We start from the raw sequence: 19,123 nt of genomic DNA, 5'->3' as shown, positions 1-19,123 counted from the left end.
ACTTCTTCAGTGAGCACCTTCAAGGCCCCCAAGGGCACGTACGACCTGATCCCGCCGGACAGCGCGACCTACCTCGCCGTGCGCGAGGCCATCGCCGCGCCCCTGAAGAACTCCGGCTACGGCTACATCGAGACGCCCGGCTTCGAGAACGTCGAGCTGTTCGCCCGCGGTGTCGGCGAGTCCACCGACATCGTCACCAAGGAGATGTACGCCTTCACGACCAAGGGCGGCGACGAGCTGGCGCTGCGCCCCGAGGGCACCGCGTCCGTGCTGCGCGCAGCTCTGGAGGCGAACCTCCACAAGGCGGGCAACCTGCCGGTCAAGCTCTGGTACTCCGGCTCGTACTACCGCTACGAGCGCCCGCAGAAGGGCCGCTACCGCCACTTCTCTCAGGTCGGAGCCGAGGCGATCGGCGCCGAGGACCCCGCGCTCGACGCGGAACTGATCATCCTCGCCGACCAGGCGTACCGCTCGCTGGGCCTCAGCAACTTCCGCATCCTGCTGAACAGCCTCGGCGACAAGGAGTGCCGTCCCGTCTACCGCGCAGCGCTCCAGGAGTTCCTGCGCGGCCTCGACCTGGACGAGGACACCCGGCGCCGCATCGACATCAACCCGCTGCGGGTCCTCGACGACAAGCGCGACGAGGTGCAGAAGCAGCTCGTGGGTGCGCCGCTCCTCGGCGACTACCTGTGCGACGCCTGCAAGGCGTACCACACGGAGGTCCGCGACCTGATCACGGCCGCGGGCGTCGCGTTCGAGGACGACCCGAAGCTGGTCCGCGGCCTGGACTACTACACCCGCACCACGTTCGAGTTCGTGCACGACGGCCTCGGCTCGCAGTCCGCCGTGGGCGGCGGCGGCCGTTACGACGGCCTGTCCGAGATGATCGGCGGTCCGTCGCTGCCGTCGGTCGGCTGGGCGCTCGGCGTGGACCGCACCGTGCTGGCGCTGCAGGCGGAGGGCATCGAGCTCGACATCCCGGCCGGCACCAGCGTGTACGCGGTGCCGCTCGGCGAGCAGGCGCGGCGGGTGCTGTTCTCCAAGGTCACGGAGCTGCGCACGGCGGGCATCGCGACGGACTTCGCCTACGGCGGGCGGGGGCTCAAGGGCGCCATGAAGGCGGCCAACCGCAGCGGCGCGCGGTACGCGGTGGTGGCCGGTGAACGCGATCTCGCCGAGGGTGTCGTGCAGCTCAAGGACATGGAGTCCGGCGAGCAGGAACCGGTGGCTCTCGACGCGCTCGTCGAGAAGCTGACCTCGCGACTGGGCTGACGCGACGCCGACAGTAAGACCGCTTGACGTGACGGCGGCCGGGGCAGGACGCCTCCCGGCCGCCGTCGCGCTTGCCCTGCTGCAAAAAATTGTGCGGAACGCCATAAATCATCCGGAACCGGGCCGCCGCTGGCGCCGTCTTAGATGTCACGACCGGGAGTCAGCCGCCCAGGCGAACGTTCCGGGCCCCTCGGTCGTTCTCGAATGTGTCCACCGAACGGTGGATGCACGCGCGCGTGCGGCACAATGACCGGTGCCCGCAGGCATCACTCGAGCGATGGAACGGCGTGATGAGCAAGACGATGACAGCAAGGGACGGCGTCTCCTCCTCCGATGCCGCCGGCCAGGACCGGCCCGAGGGCCCACGGACGGTCGGCGGGAGCCGCGCGTTCGCGCTGCTGCTGGTGATCACGGGTGCGGCGGGACTGCTGGCCGCCTGGGTCATCACCATCGACAAGTTCAAGCTGCTCGAGGCCAAGGTCGAGGGCAAGACCTTCACGCCGGGCTGCAGCCTGAACCCCGTCGTGTCCTGCGGCAACGTGATGGAGAGCAAGCAGGCCGCGGCCTTCGGGTTCCCCAACCCGATGCTGGGCCTCGTCGCGTACGGCATCGTGATCTGCGTCGGCATGAGCCTGCTGGGCCGGGCCCGCTTCCCCCGCTGGTACTGGCTGACCTTCAACGCCGGGACGCTCTTCGGCGTCGGCTTCTGCACCTGGCTGCAGTACCAGTCGCTGTACAACATCAACGCGCTGTGCCTGTGGTGCTGCCTCGCCTGGGTCGCCACGATCGTCATGTTCTGGTACGTGACGTCGTTCAACATCCGCAACGGCCTGCTGCCCGCACCGGGATGGCTGCGCGGCTTCTTCGACGAGTTCACCTGGGTCCTGCCGGTGCTGCACATCGGGATCATCGGGATGCTGATCCTGACCCGCTGGTGGGACTTCTGGACCAGCTGATTCGCGTACGGCGAACCCTCCGTGTCCTTGCGCCGCAAGGGCACGGAGGGACTGTCAGTGGGGTGACATAGGGTTCAGTCCGTGGAGCCCGACCTGTTCACCGCCGCCGCAGAAGCGCGCCAGGAGAAGGACCCGGCGAGCAGCCCCCTGGCCGTCCGGATGCGTCCGCGCACGCTCGACGAAGTCGTGGGGCAGCAGCATCTGCTCAAGCCCGGCTCGCCCCTGCGCCGGCTCGTCGGCGAGGGCGGAGGAGGCCCGGCCGGCCCCTCCTCGGTGATCCTCTGGGGCCCGCCCGGCACCGGCAAGACGACCCTCGCGTATGTCGTCTCCAAGGCCACGAACAAGCGCTTCGTCGAACTCTCCGCGATCACCGCGGGAGTGAAGGAGGTGCGTGCGGTCATCGACGGCGCCCGTCGCGCCACGGGCGGCTTCGGCAAGGAGACCGTCCTCTTCCTCGACGAGATCCACCGCTTCAGCAAGGCCCAGCAGGACTCGCTGCTGCCCGCCGTGGAGAACCGCTGGGTGACCCTGATCGCGGCGACCACCGAGAACCCGTACTTCTCGGTGATCTCCCCGCTGCTGTCGCGCTCCCTGCTCCTCACGCTCGAACCGCTCACGGACGACGACATCCGGGGCCTGCTGCGCCGCGCGCTGGCCGACGAGCGCGGTCTCGGCGAAGCCGTGAGCCTTCCCGAGGACTCCGAGGCGCATCTGCTGCGCATCGCCGGCGGTGACGCGCGGCGAGCGCTCACCGCCCTGGAGGCGGGCGCCGGGTCCGCCCTCGCCAAGGGCGAGAGCGAGATCACGCTCCAGACCCTCGAGGACTCGGTCGACCGCGCGGCCGTGAGATACGACAAGGACGGCGACCAGCACTACGACGTGGCGAGCGCCCTGATCAAGTCCATCCGCGGCTCGGACGTCGACGCGGCGCTGCACTACTTGGCGCGGATGATCGAGGCGGGGGAGGACCCCCGGTTCATCGCGCGCCGCCTGATGATCTCCGCCAGCGAGGACATCGGCCTCGCCGACCCGACCGCCCTGCCGACGGCGGTCGCCGCCGCCCAGGCCGTCGCCATGATCGGCTTCCCTGAGGCCGCGCTGACCTTGAGCCATGCGACCATCGCGCTCGCCCTCGCCCCCAAGTCGAACGCGGCGACGCTTGCGATAGGCGCCGCCCTGGAGGACGTACGCAAGGGCCTCGCAGGCCCCGTCCCGCCGCACCTGCGCGACGGCCACTACAAGGGCGCGGCCAAGCTCGGCCACGCGCAGGGCTATGTGTACCCGCACGATGTGCCGGGCGGCATCGCCCACCAGCAGTACGCTCCGGACGCCATCGACGGCAAGCAGTACTACAGACCCACGCGGTACGGCGCGGAGGCACGGTACGCGGACGTGGTCGAGCGCGTCCGCGAGCGCCTCAGGGGCGACCCGCCCCGCTCAGTCCCCGATGCGGCCAAGGAGGCCGGGGGAGCGGACGGCTGAGCGGCAGGGACGGCTGTCCGCAGCACTCCCCGCGACCTAGTAGACTTCGCAGAAGCGCTGCGTCCCGTGTCCGGTACCTCAGCAATGGGGTTCGGCACCACCAGAGCGGGACATGCAGCCGGAGCCCCCAATGCCCCCGGGCGGGAGTTCCAGGAGCGTCGCGCACCGTCGAACGGTGTCGCGGGCAGCCCACCACCCCGGTGATACGGCGGTCGGTGGGCCACTCGCGTGCTGCACGTATGTGCCCAGACCAGGGAGCGGCTGCCCGCCGAGACCGCCGCGATCACCACGATCGCGGCAGGCCCCGAAGGGTTTCCCCGGCTGCGGATGCGACCTCCCCTAACCCTGGTGAAGCCGATTCACATAGATAGAGAGGTTTGGTTCGTGGCGAACCAGTCCCGTCCCAAGGTCAAGAAGTCGCGTGCACTCGGTATCGCGCTGACCCCGAAGGCCGTCAAGTACTTCGAGGCCCGCCCCTACCCGCCGGGTGAGCACGGCCGTGGCCGCAAGCAGAACTCGGACTACAAGGTCCGTCTGCTCGAGAAGCAGCGTCTGCGCGCGCAGTACGACGTTTCCGAGCGTCAGCTGGTCCGCGCCTACGAGCGCGCCAGCAAGGTCCAGGGCAAGACCGGCGAGGCCCTGATCATCGAGCTCGAGCGCCGTCTCGACGCCCTGGTGCTCCGCTCCGGCATCGCCCGCACCATCTACCAGGCCCGCCAGATGGTCGTCCACGGCCACATCGAGGTCAACGGCAAGAAGGTCGACAAGCCGTCCTTCCGCGTCCGCCCCGACGACGTCGTGATGGTCCGCGAGCGCTCCCGCGAGAAGCACCCCTTCCAGGTCGCCCGTGAGGGCGGCTACGCCCCCGACGGTGAGACCCCGCGCTACCTGCAGGTCAACCTGAAGGCCCTGGCGTTCCGCCTGGACCGGGAGCCGAACCGCAAGGAGATCCCGGTGATCTGCGACGAGCAGCTCGTCGTCGAGTACTACGCCCGCTGATCAGCCCCGCCTGATCCGGTCGTAGACACCGCGATTCAGCCCGCCGCATCCCCGCCCTGCTGGGTGGGGGAAGCGGCGGGCTTTCGCATGTCCGGGGCGCCGTCTGACGTCTCGGCGTCCGGCATCGGCTCACGCTGGTGCGGCAGCAGCCCCCGCGGGTCGGCGCGGTGCCCGCTCAGCACACGGGCCACCGCGGCATCCGTACCGAGCCGTCCTCCGGCGCCCCGGAACTCCTCGTACCGCGTGTCCCCGAGCTGCTCGCGCACCAGCTCCTCGCACAGCTGGTGTGGCGCGTTGAAGTGACTCGAGCCGAACAGCGGCAGCCCGACCGAAGGCCAGATCCGGCCCGCCACGCCCTGCAGCACAGCGGCCTCGACGGGATCCCCCTCCGCCACCGTGACCAGCGCGAGCAACTCGATCGTCAGCACCGTGCCCAGCAGATCCTGGAAGCCGTAGTGGATGGCGAGCGACTGCTCCAACAGCTCCCGCGCCCGGTCCAGACGGCCGTCCGCCCAGGCCGCGTACGCGAGGACGAACAGTGCGTACGCCCGGGTCCAGCGCTCGCCGTGGTCCTCGCACACCAGCCGCACGTCCTCGCAGAGCTCGACGGCGCCCGGCAGATTCCCCTGGAAGGCCATCGCCATCGCCAGCTCGACCTGGCACATCAGTACATAGCTGTTGAGCTCGCCGATCTCGTGGTACCGGTCGAGGGCCTCGCGCAGCAGCTGCTCCGCGCGCGGCATGTCGTCCGTCACCAGCGCCAGACAGCCGGTCCGGTGCATCGCACAGGCGGCCGCCGTCGCATGACGCTCGGCCCCTTCCCGGCATTCGTGCAGCGCGGCCAGGGCCGACGCCATGTCGCCCTGCAGGATCGCCACATAGGCGAGCACCCACAGGGCTTTCAGCCGCGACTCCATGTGGCCGGCGCCCAGCTCCAGGCTCCGCTCCAGCCAGTGCCGGCCCTCGGCCAGCCGTCCGCAGCCCACCCAGCAGAACCACAGAGTGCTCGCCAGATGCTGGCCCACATGCGCCTCGCCCGGCTCCGACAGGCAGTGGTCCAGCGCGATCCGCAGGTTCGGCAGATCCGCCTCGACGCGCGCCGCGACCTCCGGCTGCCGCGGCGAGAACCAGTCGAGCTCGCACCAGGTGGCCAGGCCCATGTACCAGTCGCGGTGCCGGCGCCGCAGCCGGGGGCCGTCGCCCATCGCCTCCAGCCAGTCGGCGCCGTACGCCCTGACCGTGTCCAGCATCCGGTAGCGCACTCCGGCCGGGGTCTCCTCGCGGGCCACCAGGGACTGCGCGAGCAGCCTCCCCAGTACGTCGAGCACCGCTTCCTCCGGCAGCCCGTGGCCACCGCAGACGTACTCGGCCGCCTCGAGATCGAAGTGCCCCGAGAACACCGAGAGCCGCGCCCACAGCAGCCGCTCGTCCGGCGTGCACAGCTCATGGCTCCAGCCGATGGCGGTACGCATGGTCTGGTGGCGCGGCAGAGCACCGCTGCCGTCGCCGGTCAGCAGTCCGAACCGGTCGTCGAGCCGGGACAGCAGCTGCGCCAGAGACAGCGCCCGCAGCCTGCCCGCCGCGAGCTCGACGGCGAGCGGAATCCCGTCCAGGCGCCGGCACACCTCCAGGACGTCGGGGAGGCTGCCGGCATCGAGGGTGAAGTCCGGCAGAATGGTCGCGGCACGGTCCGCGAACAGCTCGGCGGCCTCCTCGACCGCCATCGGGCAGAGAGGAAACAGCCGTTCGCCCTCGATCCCCAGCGGCCTGCGCCCCACGGCCAGCACCCGCAGACCGGGCGCCCGGCCCAGCAGGTCCCGCACCAGCGAACCGCTCGCGTCGACGAGGTGCTCGAACCCGTCCAGCACGAGCAGGAGCCGGCGCTCGGCGAGATGCTCGAAGAGCACCTGGCGCGGTGGCCGGGACGTGTGGTCCGTCAGCTCCAGAGCCTCCGCGACCGCGTACTCGACGAGCTCCGCCTCCTGCAGCGAGGCAAGCTCCACCATCCACACGCCGTCGCGCGGCCCGGCAAGGGACGCGGCCCGCGCCGCGAGCCGCGACTTGCCGACCCCCCCGACCCCGGTCACGGTGACCAGCCGCTCCGCCTCCAGCACGCCCCTCAGCTCCTCGAGTTCGGCCGCGCGGCCGACGAAACTGCTGAGTTCGACGGTGAGATTGCCGGATCTGGATGATCTTGGGTCGGAGTCGCCCGGACCGGGGCCAAAGCGCTCTAAGTGCCGCATGCGGACGCAGCGTACTCACGCATGTGCTATCCGTACAATCGCTTCACGCAACTCCCGCATCCCGGGACCGGGTGCGGCCGGGCCTCAGGCGGTAATGCGGTGCGGAGCGGCACCACCGGCGCGATAGGCTCGGGGGACGACTTTTGGATGTTCACGCACGACGAACAGAGAGCGGTGCACAGTGTCCGGTGGAGAGGTTGCCGGGATCCTGGTGGCCGTCTTCTGGGCGATCCTGGTCTCCTTCCTCGCCGTGGCGCTGGCGAGGCTGGCCCAGACGCTCAGAGCGACCACCAAGCTCGTGGCGGATGTGACCGAGCAGGCCGTCCCGCTGCTGGCCGACGCCTCCGCGGCCGTGCGCTCCGCACAGACCCAGATCGACCGGGTCGACGCCATCGCGTCGGACGTCCAGGAAGTCACGTCGAACGCGTCGGCGCTCTCCACGACCGTCGCGTCCACCTTCGGCGGCCCCCTGGTCAAGGTCGCGGCGTTCGGCTACGGCGTGCGGCGGGCCATCGGCCGCAGGACGGCCCCCGCCGATACGCAGATGACCGCCGAGCGCTCCCGGCGTACCGTGATCGTGGGCCGCACCGTCCCGTCCGCGCGCGCTGCAAAGCGGGCGAAGCGGAAGAAGGACTGACGCAGCGATGTTCCGCCGTACGTTCTGGTTCACCGCAGGCGCGGCCGCCGGCGTGTGGGCCACCACCAAGGTCAACCGCAAGCTGAAGCAGCTGACCCCCGAGAGCCTCGCCGCGCAGGCCGCGAACAAGGCGATCGAGGCGGGCCACAAGCTCAAGGACTTCGCCCTCGACGTCCGTGACGGCATGGCCCAGCGGGAGGCCGAACTCGACGAGGCCCTCGGGCTGAACGCCGAGACCGACGCCGGACTCCCGGCCCCGCGGCGCCTCGCCGCCATCGAAAACAGCAACAACCCGAAGTACGCCGACAGGCCGGCGTACTCGTACAACCGGAATGAGGACCACTGATGGAGTCGGCTGAAATCCGCCGCCGCTGGTTGCGCTTCTTCGAAGAGCGTGGGCACACCGTCGTGCCGTCGGCGTCGCTGATCGCGGACGACCCGACCCTGCTGCTCGTCAACGCGGGCATGGTCCCCTTCAAGCCGTACTTCCTCGGCGAGGTCGCCCCGCCCGCCCCGCGCGCCACCAGCGTGCAGAAGTGCGTGCGCACGCCGGACATCGAAGAGGTCGGCAAGACCACCCGGCACGGCACGTTCTTCCAGATGTGCGGCAACTTCTCCTTCGGCGACTACTTCAAGGAAGGCGCCATCAAGCTCGCCTGGGAGCTGCTCACCGCGCCCCAGGACAAGGGCGGTTACGGCCTGGAGCCGGAGAAACTCTGGATCACCGTTTACCAGGACGACGACGAGGCCGAGGCGATCTGGCGCGACCAGATCGGCGTCCCCGCCGAGCGCATCCAGCGCCTGGGCAAGAAGGACAACTTCTGGTCCATGGGCGTCCCCGGCCCGTGCGGCCCGTGCTCCGAGATCAACTACGACCGCGGCCCCGAGTTCGGCGTCGAGGGCGGCCCCGCCGTCAACGACGAGCGGTACGTGGAGATCTGGAACCTGGTCTTCATGCAGTACGAGCGCGGCGAGGGCACCTCCAAGGAGGACTTCGAGATCCTCGGCGACCTGCCCAGCAAGAACATCGACACGGGTCTCGGCCTTGAGCGCCTCGCCATGATCCTGCAGGGCGTCCAGAACATGTACGAGATCGACACCTCGCGTGTCGTGATCGACAAGGCCACCGAGCTCACCGGCGTCCGCTACGGCGAGGCCCACACCAGCGACGTCTCGCTGCGCGTCGTCACCGACCACATCCGTACGTCCGTCATGCTCATCGGCGACGGCGTCACCCCCGGCAACGAGGGCCGCGGCTACGTCCTGCGCCGCATCATGCGCCGCGCCATCCGTAACATGCGCCTGCTCGGCGCCACCGGCCCGGTCGTCGGCGATCTCATCGACGTCGTCATCAACACGATGGGCCAGCAGTACCCGGAGCTCGTCCAGGACCGCAAGCGCATCGAGAGCGTCGCACTGGCCGAGGAGGAGCGCTTCCTCAAGACGCTGAAGGCCGGCACCAACGTCCTCGACACCGCCGTGACCGAGGCCAAGGCCGCCGGCTCCGCCGTGCTCCCCGGCGACAAGGCGTTCCTGCTCCACGACACCTGGGGCTTCCCGATCGACCTCACCCTCGAGATGGCCGCCGAGCAGGGCCTGAGCGTGGACGAGGACGGCTTCCGCCGTCTGATGAAGGAGCAGCGGGAGCGCGCCAAGGCCGACGCCCAGGCCAAGAAGACCGGCCACGCCGACCTCGGCGCCTACCGCGAGATCGCCGACGCCTCCGGCGAGACCGACTTCATCGGCTACAGCGACACCGAGGGCGAGTCCAGGGTCGTCGGCATCCTCGTCGACGGCGTCTCCTCGCCCGCCGCCACCGAGGGCGACGAGGTCGAGATCGTCCTCGACCGCACACCGTTCTACGCCGAGGGCGGCGGCCAGATCGGCGACACCGGCCGCATCAAGATCGACACCGGTGCCGTCATCGAGGTCCGCGACTGCCAGAAGCCCGTCCCGGGCGTGTACGTCCACAAGGGCGTCGTCCAGGTCGGCGAGGTGACCGTCGGCGCCACGGCCCACGCCACCATCGACGCCCGCCGCCGCAAGGCCATCGCCCGCGCCCACTCCGCCACGCACCTGACCCACCAGGCGCTGCGCGACGCCCTCGGCCCGACGGCCGCCCAGGCCGGTTCCGAGAACCAGCCCGGCCGCTTCCGCTTCGACTTCGGCTCCCCCTCCGCCGTACCCACGGCCGTGATGACCGACGTCGAGCAGAAGATCAACGAGGTGCTCGCCCGCGACCTGGACGTCCAGGCCGAGGTCATGAGTATCGACGAGGCCAAGAAGCAGGGTGCCATCGCCGAGTTCGGCGAGAAGTACGGCGAGCGCGTGCGCGTCGTGACCATCGGCGACTTCTCCAAGGAGCTGTGCGGCGGTACGCACGTCCACAACACCGCCCAGCTGGGTCTGGTGAAGCTGCTCGGCGAGTCGTCGATCGGCTCGGGCGTACGCCGTATCGAGGCTCTCGTCGGCGTGGACGCCTACAACTTCCTCGCCCGCGAGCACACGGTCGTCGCCCAGCTCCAGGAGCTGGTCAAGGGCCGCCCCGAGGAGCTCCCCGAGAAGATCGCCGCCATGCTCGGCAAGCTGAAGGACGCCGAGAAGGAGATCGAGAAGTTCCGCGCGGAGAAGGTCCTCCAGGCCGCCGCCGGTCTCGCCCAGGGCGCCCAGGACGTCCGCGGTGTCGCTCTGGTGACCGGCCAGGTCCCGGACGGCACCACCGCCGACGACCTGCGCAAGCTGGTCCTCGATGTGCGCGGCCGCATCCAGGGCGACCGTCCGGCCGTCGTGGCCCTGTTCACCACGGTGAACGGCAAGCCGCTGACGGTCATCGCCACCAACGAGGCCGCCCGCGAGCGCGGCCTCAAGGCCGGCGAGCTGGTCCGTACGGCCGCCAAGACCCTCGGCGGCGGTGGCGGCGGCAAGCCGGACGTCGCCCAGGGCGGCGGCCAGAACCCGGCCGCCATCGGCGAGGCCGTCGCCGCAGTCGAACGCCTCGTCGCCGAGACGGCGTGACGACGGCTATGCGCCGCGGCCGTCGTCTCGCGATCGACGTCGGGGACGCCCGCATCGGGGTCGCCTCGTGCGACCCCGACGGGATCCTTGCGACGCCGGTGGAGACCGTGCCGGGACGCGACGTCCCGGCCGCCCACCGGCGGCTGCGCCAGCTCGTCGAGGAGTACGAGCCGATCGAGGTCGTCGTGGGCCTGCCCCGCTCCCTCCACGGGGGCGAAGGCCCGGCCGCGGCCAAGATCCGGGGCTTCGCCCAGGATCTGGCCCGCGGGATCGCGCCCGTCCCGGTCAGACTCGTCGATGAGAGGATGACCACAGTGACGGCCAGTCAGGGCCTTCGGGCCTCAGGCGTGAAGTCCAAAAAGGGTCGCTCTGTCATCGACCAGGCGGCGGCGGTCATCATCCTCCAGAACGCACTGGAGACCGAACGGGCGTCAGGCCAAGCCCCGGGCGAGGGCGTCGAAGTGGTGATCTGATAGCGATACGGTAACGTTCCGCGCGATGCGTCAGCGCTCGAACAGCTGCCGCACAGCAGAGAGGCGGGACGGGAGCCGTGCCACAAGCGCCGAGCAGCCGTCGCCTCGCGGCTCTAGGGGATCGATGACTGAGTATGGCCGGGGCGCAGGCTCCGAACCGTGGCATCCGGAGGACCCGTTGTACGGGGACGGCGGATGGGGAGGGCAGCAGGCAGGCGCCGGCCAGTCCCCCTACGGCGGCCAGCCGGGGCATTATCCGCAGCAGCCGCAGCAATCCCAGCAGTACGGCGAATGGGGCACCGGTCAGCAGCCTGCCTACGGCCAGCCGCAGCAGCAGTCGCCCGGTTATGACCCCCAGCAGCAGGGCGGGTACGGCGGGCAGCAGACCGGCGGCTACGACGGACAGCAGTACGACGGTGGCTGGGACACGGGCCAGCACGCCCCCATGCCGTACGGTGCCGACGCGGTCGACCCGTACGGCGGTCAGGGCGGGGCGTACGGCGGTGAACAGCAGGACTACTACCGCACGTCCGACGCGTACCCGCCGCCCGAGCCGCCCGCCCGGCGACGCCCCGCGCCCGAACCCGAGACCGACTGGGACCCGGGCCCGGACCAGGGCGAGCACGCCTTCTTCGCGGGCGGCGACGATGACGACGACCGGGACGACGAGGGGTCCGGCCGCAGGGGACGAGGCGACCGGCGCGGCCGCGGCAGCGGGACGAAGAAGCGCCGCAGCGGCTGTGCGTGCCTGCTCGTGGTGCTGGTCTTCGGCGGCGGTATCGGCGGCGTCGGTTACTTCGGCTACCAGTTCTACCAGGACCGTTTCGGCCCGGCCCCGGACTACGCGGGTAACGGGACCAGCGAGAAGGTGACCGTCGAGATCCCCAAGGGCGCCGGCGGCTACGAGATCGGTCAGGTGCTGAAGCGAGCAGGCATCGTCAAGAGCGTCGACGCATTTGTGGCGGCCCAGACCGAGAATCCTGACGGCAACACCATCCAGGCGGGCGTTTACACGCTCAACGCCAAGATGTCGGCGGCGGCCGCGGTCGAACTCATGCTGAACCCGAAGAGCCGCAACAACCTGATCATTCCCGAAGGCCGGCGGAATTCCTGGGTCTACGCGGAGATCGACAAACGGCTGGAACTCAGGAAGGGCACCACGGCGGGCGTCGCCAAGAAGGAATGGAAGAGCCTGGGACTTCCGGACTGGGCGAACAACAACAAGGACATCAAGGATCCCCTCGAGGGATTCCTCTACCCGTCCGCGTATCCGGTCGCCAAGGGCATGAAGCCCGAGTTCGTGCTGAAGGCCATGGTCCAGCAGGCCACCGAGAAGTACGAGGAACTCGGCCTCAAGGAGAAGGCCGACGACCTGAACCTCAAGAACCCGCTGCAGGTCCTGACGGTGGCGAGCCTGGTCCAGGCCGAGGGGAAGACGCACGATGACTACCGGAAGATGGCCGAGGTCGTCTACAACCGCCTGAAGCCGACCAACACGGAGACGTACCAGCTGCTCCAGTTCGACTCGACCTTCAATTACCTGAAGGGCGAGAGCAACATTCACATCAGCGAGTCCGAGATCAACAGCAATCAGGACCCGTACAACACGTACACCCAGAAGGGTCTCCCGCCGGGGCCGATCGACAACCCGGGCGAGGATGCGCTGGAGGCGGCGCTGAACCCGACGGACGACGGCTGGCTGTATTTCGTCGCCACCGATGGCATGAGCAAGACCGAGTTCGCCAAGACGCACGCCGAATTCCTGAAGTTGAAGGAAAAGTTCGATGCCAGCACGAAGCAGTGAGCAGGCCCGGCGCGCGGCTGTCCTCGGCTCGCCGATCGCCCACTCCCTCTCCCCGGTGCTGCACCGCGCGGCGTACGAGGCACTGGGTCTGCGTGACTGGACGTACGACCGGTTCGAGGTGGACGAGGCGGCGCTGCCCGGGTTCATCGAGAAGCTGGGGCCGGAGTGGGCCGGGCTGTCGCTGACGATGCCGCTCAAGCGCGCGGTGATTCCGCTGCTCGACGAGATCAGTGACACCGCGGCCTCGGTCGAGGCGGTGAACACGGTGGTGTTCACCGAGGACGGCCGGCGCCTCGGCGACAACACCGATATCCCGGGCATGGTCGAGGCCCTCCGCGAGCACGGGATCGACCGTGTCGAGTCTGCGGCGATCCTCGGCGCGGGCGCCACCGCCTCGTCCGCGCTGGCCGCGCTGTCGCGGATCTGCGAGGGCGAGGTCGTCGTCTACGTCCGCAGCGAGGCGCGCGCGGCCGAGATGCAGCAGTGGGGAGAACGCCTGGACGTGCAGGTCCGCACAGTGGACTGGGCCGACGCAGCACAGGCCCTGCGCGCCCCGCTGGTGATCGCCACGACCCCGGCGGGCACCACGGACGCCCTCGCGGCCGCCGTCCCCGAGCGCCCGGCGACGCTCTTCGACGTGCTGTACGAGCCGTGGCCCACCAACCTCGCGGCCCGCTGGTCGGCATACGGGGGAGCGGTCGTCAGCGGCCTCGACCTGCTGGTGCACCAGGCGGTGCTCCAGGTCGAGCAGATGACCGGGCATGCGCCGGCGCCGCTCGCGGCGATGCGGGCCGCGGGCGAACGGGGCCTCGCGCGCGTGACCGTCCGGGCCGATAGGGCGCAGTGAATTCTTCCCGAGTGAAAGTGCGAGGACACCCGCTTGGTGTTGCCCATGGCGTTCGGTAATTCGGAATTCTCTATTCCGCGTGATCTTGACGCGAAGGAACGGTAATGTGCGGCGCCTCGTAGTGATCACGAAGGAGAAAAAGTGATACGAAGGCGCCTTCTTTCGGTCGGAGCTGCCCTCGGAATAGCGGGCTTTGTCGGGCTGGCCGGGGCGACACCGGCAGCCGCGGCCGCGTCGACTCCCGAGGCGGTGTGCGGCTCTGGCTACTCCGTGCTGGAGTCCAGGACACTCGGTGTTGACAGGAGCACGGGCAAGCCTGCGGCGCGAGTGTCTCTCCTCTACAACGCTTCCAGCGGCTACAACTGCGTTGTGACCATGCATATCAATGGATATGTCGGTCTCGGAGCCACGACTGAGGCTGGAATTCTCGTGGCAGGCGGAACCTGGAAGCGGGATAAGGGGGATTACAGCTACTACGCCGGACCCGTCTACGCGTACGCGCCCAACAAGTGCGTGAAGTACACAGGTGGCATCGAGTACACCTACAGCGGGGTTTACTGGGACAGCTACACGAGCGATTTCGGCCACTGCGGCTGACGCGTCGGTGGGCTCCCGGCTGCCGTGTCCGGTAGCCGGGAGGCGCTACTCAGCCGGCGACCGGCGACCTGACACGGTAAGCGTCCGATAGCTGGACCGGCAGCCGGGTCCGGGGCCGGGACGTGGGAGGATCGGGGGTGGCGGGCCAGGGCCGCGCACCCGGTCGCGCCGCCGCCGTACGCGAGGACGCGCGTACGCAAAGGCAGTACGCAGTACCAGGGCGCGAGCATGAGGAGCACCGTTGAGCAGGTTGCGCTGGCTGACCGCGGGGGAGTCCCACGGACCCGCACTCGTCGCGACGCTGGAGGGACTTCCCGCCGGCGTGCCGATCACCACGGAGATGGTGGCGGACCACCTGGCCCGGCGGCGCCTCGGCTATGGGCGCGGCGCCCGCATGAAGTTCGAGCGCGACGAGGTCACCTTCCTCGGCGGTGTCCGCCACGGGCTCACCCTCGGCTCTCCGGTCGCGATCATGGTCGGCAACACCGAGTGGCCCAAGTGGGAGCAGGTCATGGCGGCCGATCCCGTGGACCCGGCCGAGCTCGCCGAGCTCGCCCGTAACGCGCCCCTGACCCGCCCGCGGCCCGGCCACGCGGACCTCGCGGGCATGCAGAAGTACGGCTTCGACGAGGCCCGGCCGATCCTGGAGCGCGCCTCCGCCCGCGAGACGGCGGCCCGGGTCGCGCTGGGCGCGGTCGCCCGGTCGTACCTGAAGGAGACCGCCGGCATCGAGATCGTCTCGCACGTCGTGGAGCTGGCCAGCGCCAAGGCCCCCTACGGCGTGTACCCCAAGCCCTCGGACGTCGAGAAGCTGGACGCTGACCCGGTGCGCTGCCTGGACGCGGACGCGTCGAAGGCGATGGTTGCCGAGATCGACCAGGCCCACAAGGACGGCGACACCCTCGGCGGTGTGGTGGAGGTCCTGGCGTACGGCGTGCCGGTGGGCCTCGGCTCGCACGTGCACTGGGACCGGCGGCTGGACGCGCGGCTCGCCGCGGCGCTCATGGGCATCCAGGCGATCAAGGGCGTCGAGGTCGGCGACGGCTTCGAGCTGGCGCGGGTGCCGGGTTCCAAGGCGCACGACGAGATCGTGGCCACCGAGGACGGCATCAAGCGCGCGTCGGGCCGCTCCGGCGGCACCGAGGGCGGCCTCTCCACGGGCGAGCTGCTGCGCGTCCGCGCCGCGATGAAGCCGATCGCCACCGTGCCGCGGGCGCTCGCCACCGTGGACGTGGTCACCGGTGAGGCCACCAAGGCGCATCACCAGCGCTCGGACGTGTGTGCCGTCCCGGCCGCCGGCATCGTGGCCGAGGCGATGGTCGCGCTGGTCCTGGCGGACGCGGTGGCGGAGAAGTTCGGCGGCGACAGCGTGGCCGAGACCCGCCGCAACGTCACCTCGTACCTCGAGAACCTGAAGATCCGGTGAGCGACGTGAACGGGCGGCCGGTCATCGTCCTGGTCGGCCCCATGGGGGTCGGCAAGTCCACCGTCGGCCAGTTGCTGGCCGAGCGGCTGGGCTGCGGCTACCGGGACACCGACGACGACATCGTGGCCGCCGAGGGCAGGTCGATCGCCGACATCTTCGTGGACGAGGGCGAGCAGCACTTCCGCGCGATCGAGAAGCGTGCGGTGCATGCGGCGATCGCCGAACACGACGGTGTGCTCGCACTCGGCGGGGGCGCGATCCTCGACGCCGACACGCGTGCGCTGCTCGCACCGCACCGCGTCGTGTACCTGTCGATGGACGTCGAGGAGGCCGTCAAGCGCACCGGCCTGAACGCCGCGCGCCCGCTGCTCGCCGTCAACCCGCGCCGCCAGTGGCGCGAGCTGATGGAGGCCCGCCGCCATCTGTACACCGAAGTCGCCGACGCCGTCGTGCCCACCGACGGCCGTACCCCCGAAGAGGTCGCCCAAGCGGTCCTCGACGCACTGGAGCTGAAGGAAGCATGACGGAGCAGGCAGTGACGCGTATCCAGGTCGGCGGCACGGCGGGCACCGAGCCGTACGAGGTGCTCGTCGGGCGGCAGCTCCTCGGCGAACTGGCCGGACTCGTCGGTAAGAAGGCGCAGCGCGTCGCGGTCATCCACCCCGAGGCGCTCGCCGAGACCGGCGAGGCGCTCCGCGCCGACCTGGCCGAGCAGGGCTACGAGGCCGTCGCCATCCAGGTGCCGAACGCCGAGGAGGCCAAGACCGCCGAGGTCGCCGCGTACTGCTGGAAGGCACTCGGGCAGTCCGGGTTCACGCGCACCGACGTCATCGTCGGTGTGGGCGGCGGCGCGACCACGGACCTCGCCGGGTTCGTGGCCGCGACCTGGCTGCGCGGGGTGCGCTGGATCGCCGTACCGACGACCGTGCTCGGCATGGTCGACGCGGCGGTCGGCGGCAAGACCGGCATCAACACCGCCGAAGGCAAGAACCTCGTCGGCGCGTTCCACCCGCCCGCGGGCGTGCTGTGCGACCTGGCGGCGCTCGACTCGCTCCCGGTCAACGACTATGTGTCCGGCCTCGCCGAGATCATCAAGGCCGGTTTCATCGCCGACCCGGTGATCCTCGACCTCATCGAGGAGGACCCGCAGGCCGCCCGCACCCCCTCCGGTCCGCACACCGCCGAGCTCATCGAACGCTCCATCAAGGTCAAGGCCGAGGTGGTCTCCGGCGACCTCAAGGAGTCGGGGCTGCGGGAGATCCTCAACTACGGGCACACGCTGGCGCACGCCATCGAGAAGAACGAGCGCTACAAGTGGCGGCACGGCGCGGCCGTCTCCGTCGGCATGCACTTCGCCGCCGAACTCGGGCGGCTGGCAGGCAGGTTGGACGACGCCACCGCCGACCGGCACCGCACCATCCTGGAATCGGTGGGGCTGCCGCTCAACTACCGCTACGACCAGTGGCCCAAGCTCCTCGAGACGATGAAGGTCGACAAGAAGTCGCGTGGGAACGTGCTGCGCTTCATCGTCCTCGACGGCCTCGCCAAGCCCACCGTTCTGGAGGGGCCCGACCCGGCGGTGCTGCTCGCCGCGTACGGCGAAGTCGCGGGCTGAGCAGGCGGGTTGCCCGCCTGGTGCCTCCCCGCGTAGTGCGCCTGGGCACTCCGCGGCGTCCCCGGCCGTTCACACAACGACGGCCGGGGAAGGTACCGTTCGGTAGCGAGTGGGCCCGCAAACCCCGCTCGCCCCGCACCAGTTGCCTGTACGAGACGGAGTGGCACCGGATGCAGCATGCAGTGGGGGCTCCGCTGCCGCCGCCCTACCGGCCGGGGCAGGGACCCGCCGACAGTCGGCCGCCGGCGACACAGCAGCCGGAGCCGTCGGCTGCGGACCCCGTCCCCGCGGGCCCACCGGCCACCGCGCAGGGCTTCGCCGCCCCGCCGAACGGTCCGGCGGCCCAGCAGCCGCCGCATGCCCAGCCGGTGCAGGACCCGGACGGGCCGCCGGGCTCTCAGCTCCAGCAGGGCCTGCAGCCGCAGGCATCACCACCGCCGCAGGTTTCACCTCCCCAGCAGCCGCCGCAAGCCCCGGGCTCGCCTTCCGCGCCTGCCGTGCGCGCGACCAGCCCTGTCGCGACCCACGCATCCGGCTCCCAGGGCCCTGCCGCCCCGCACCCGAACACGCCCAGCCCGGCGCACGGGCCCGGATCCCCGGGCCTTCCGGCCACGCCGTCGCCATCCTCGCCGGGGGCTCACGGGTCTCAGGGCCCGACCCCGCCGCCGACCGGGCCAGCCGCGCCGCACGCCCCCATCCCCCAGGGCACGGCCGCGCACCCGCAGGGGGCCGCGATGCCGCAGGCCCGGGGCCAACGCCAACCGCACGCAGCCGCGCCGCCCCACCATGTGCCCCCGCACCACACCCCGATGCCCCCCACCGCGGACACCACGGGGCATGTCCAGCTGCCGCCCGGCGGACCCGTGGCCATGCCGAGCGCGCCGCCCGCCCGGGGCGCCGCCGACCCCACCTCCACCACGCTCGCCGTGCTGCTCATCGGCCCCGCCGGCGCGGGCAAGACGAGCGTCGCCCGCTACTGGGCGGACCAGCGCCGCGTCCCCACCGCGCACATCAGCCTCGACGACGTACGCGAATGGGTCCGCTCCGGCTTCGCGAACCCCCAGTCCGGCTGGAACGACAACTCCGAAGCCCAGTACCGCCTGGCCCGCCGCACCTGCGGCTTCGCCGCACGCAACTTCCTCGCCAACGGCATCTCGTGCATCCTCGACGACGCCGTCTTCCCCGACCGGCCGGTCGTCGGCCTCGGCGGCTGGAAGCGGCACGTCGGTCCCGGGCTGCTCCCGGTGGTACTGCTGCCGGGCCTGGACGTCGTCCTGGAGCGCAACGCCGAGCGCAGCGGCAACCGGCGCCTCACCGATGAGGAGGTCGCCCGCATCCACGGCCGGATGGCCGGGTGGTACGGCTCGGGCCTGCCGATCATCGACAACTCCCATCTCGACGTCCCGGCGACGGCCCGCGTACTGGACGACGTCCTCGCCCGCTCTATAGCGAGCCCGCCGGCTTGGTGAACCCCTCCCCTACCGGGGGGGGCTGGACCACGATGAACGGCACCGTACGTCGTGGGTTGTGCCCACCCTCCCCCAGCTACCGCTGGGAGGTGCCCCCAGCCCTGCGGAACGATTGCCCACAACGGTGAGGGCGTGCGCCGCCCACAACGGTATGCCCGCAGGCGCGATGCGGCGTAAGGGGACGTGGCGGGATGTGCGCCCGCAGCGGCTGGCGCAAAATCCGGGCTCGCCCGACGACGTACGGCTAGGCGCCAGACCGAGGACGTACATCCCGGCGCGGCCCCGACC

At 70.6% G+C, this 19,123-nt stretch carries 16 protein-coding genes; 15 read left to right on the top strand and 1 reads right to left on the bottom strand.

Annotated features, from left to right (window positions below):
* Nucleotides 1–9 precede the first annotated feature (9 nt).
* The 4 genes from hisS to rpsD all read left to right on the top strand — a co-directional run bounded on the left by hisS (nucleotide 10) and on the right by rpsD (nucleotide 4,709).
* Nucleotides 10–1,272: a histidine--tRNA ligase gene (gene hisS / locus STSP_RS11900; protein ID WP_067275825.1), complete on the top strand. Its 1,263-nt coding sequence runs from the start codon at nucleotides 10–12 to the stop codon at nucleotides 1,270–1,272.
* A gap of 290 nt (nucleotides 1,273–1,562) precedes the next feature.
* Nucleotides 1,563–2,228 (top strand): vitamin K epoxide reductase family protein, encoded by a 666-nt coding sequence (locus STSP_RS11895; RefSeq protein WP_067275823.1) that lies wholly within the window; start codon nucleotides 1,563–1,565, stop codon nucleotides 2,226–2,228.
* Between the two features lie 81 nt (nucleotides 2,229–2,309).
* Entirely contained in the window at nucleotides 2,310–3,710 is a 1,401-nt protein-coding gene (locus tag STSP_RS11890) for a replication-associated recombination protein A (protein WP_067275822.1), read from the top strand.
* A gap of 384 nt (nucleotides 3,711–4,094) precedes the next feature.
* On the top strand, nucleotides 4,095–4,709 hold the full coding sequence (rpsD, locus tag STSP_RS11885) for a 30S ribosomal protein S4 (protein WP_067275820.1): 615 nt from the start codon (nucleotides 4,095–4,097) through the stop codon (nucleotides 4,707–4,709).
* 35 nt (nucleotides 4,710–4,744) lie between these two features.
* Here the strand turns inward: rpsD and STSP_RS11880 are convergent, their stop codons facing one another.
* Nucleotides 4,745–6,952, bottom strand: a complete 2,208-nt coding sequence (locus STSP_RS11880) for an ATP-binding protein (protein ID WP_107441269.1) — start codon at nucleotides 6,950–6,952, stop codon at nucleotides 4,745–4,747.
* A 181-nt stretch (nucleotides 6,953–7,133) separates the two neighbouring features.
* Here STSP_RS11880 and STSP_RS11875 point away from each other — a divergent pair, with 181 nt between their 5' ends.
* The 11 genes from STSP_RS11875 (at nucleotide 7,134) to STSP_RS11825 (ending at nucleotide 18,835) form a co-directional block, all read left to right on the top strand.
* Nucleotides 7,134–7,589: a DUF948 domain-containing protein gene (locus STSP_RS11875; protein ID WP_067275818.1), complete on the top strand. Its 456-nt coding sequence runs from the start codon at nucleotides 7,134–7,136 to the stop codon at nucleotides 7,587–7,589.
* A 7-nt stretch (nucleotides 7,590–7,596) separates the two neighbouring features.
* Nucleotides 7,597–7,935 (top strand): DUF6167 family protein, encoded by a 339-nt coding sequence (locus STSP_RS11870; protein WP_067275815.1) that lies wholly within the window; start codon nucleotides 7,597–7,599, stop codon nucleotides 7,933–7,935.
* Nucleotides 7,935–10,604, top strand: a complete 2,670-nt coding sequence (alaS, locus tag STSP_RS11865; RefSeq protein WP_067275813.1) for an alanine--tRNA ligase — start codon at nucleotides 7,935–7,937, stop codon at nucleotides 10,602–10,604. The genes STSP_RS11870 and alaS overlap by 1 nt, the downstream gene beginning before the upstream one ends.
* A gap of 8 nt (nucleotides 10,605–10,612) precedes the next feature.
* The gene (ruvX, locus tag STSP_RS11860) at nucleotides 10,613–11,077 is read left to right on the top strand and encodes a Holliday junction resolvase RuvX (protein WP_067275811.1); all 465 of its coding nucleotides are present in this window, start codon (nucleotides 10,613–10,615) and stop codon (nucleotides 11,075–11,077) included.
* Between the two features lie 124 nt (nucleotides 11,078–11,201).
* The gene (mltG, locus tag STSP_RS11855) at nucleotides 11,202–12,881 is read left to right on the top strand and encodes an endolytic transglycosylase MltG (protein WP_078067101.1); all 1,680 of its coding nucleotides are present in this window, start codon (nucleotides 11,202–11,204) and stop codon (nucleotides 12,879–12,881) included.
* On the top strand, nucleotides 12,862–13,728 hold the full coding sequence (locus tag STSP_RS11850; RefSeq protein ID WP_067275806.1) for a shikimate dehydrogenase: 867 nt from the start codon (nucleotides 12,862–12,864) through the stop codon (nucleotides 13,726–13,728). The genes mltG and STSP_RS11850 overlap by 20 nt, the downstream gene beginning before the upstream one ends.
* Before the next feature lie 141 nt (nucleotides 13,729–13,869).
* Nucleotides 13,870–14,325: an acetyltransferase gene (locus STSP_RS11845; RefSeq protein ID WP_198547323.1), complete on the top strand. Its 456-nt coding sequence runs from the start codon at nucleotides 13,870–13,872 to the stop codon at nucleotides 14,323–14,325.
* A gap of 241 nt (nucleotides 14,326–14,566) precedes the next feature.
* Nucleotides 14,567–15,751, top strand: coding sequence for a chorismate synthase (gene aroC / locus STSP_RS11840; protein ID WP_067275803.1), 1,185 nt, complete (start codon nucleotides 14,567–14,569; stop codon nucleotides 15,749–15,751).
* A gap of 41 nt (nucleotides 15,752–15,792) precedes the next feature.
* On the top strand, nucleotides 15,793–16,275 hold the full coding sequence (locus STSP_RS11835) for a shikimate kinase (RefSeq protein ID WP_232789607.1): 483 nt from the start codon (nucleotides 15,793–15,795) through the stop codon (nucleotides 16,273–16,275).
* A complete protein-coding gene (gene aroB / locus STSP_RS11830; protein ID WP_067275800.1) occupies nucleotides 16,272–17,366 on the top strand; it encodes a 3-dehydroquinate synthase in 1,095 nt (364 codons plus the stop codon). Before STSP_RS11835 ends, aroB begins: the two co-directional genes overlap by 4 nt.
* A 497-nt stretch (nucleotides 17,367–17,863) precedes the next feature.
* Nucleotides 17,864–18,835, top strand: a complete 972-nt coding sequence (locus STSP_RS11825; protein ID WP_078067104.1) for an AAA family ATPase — start codon at nucleotides 17,864–17,866, stop codon at nucleotides 18,833–18,835.
* The last annotated feature ends 288 nt before the right edge of the window (nucleotides 18,836–19,123 follow it).

Source organism: Streptomyces jeddahensis (genome assembly GCF_001642995.1).
Taxonomy (GTDB): domain Bacteria; phylum Actinomycetota; class Actinomycetes; order Streptomycetales; family Streptomycetaceae; genus Streptomyces; species Streptomyces jeddahensis.
This window is presented reverse-complemented; position numbering and strand designations above follow the sequence as displayed.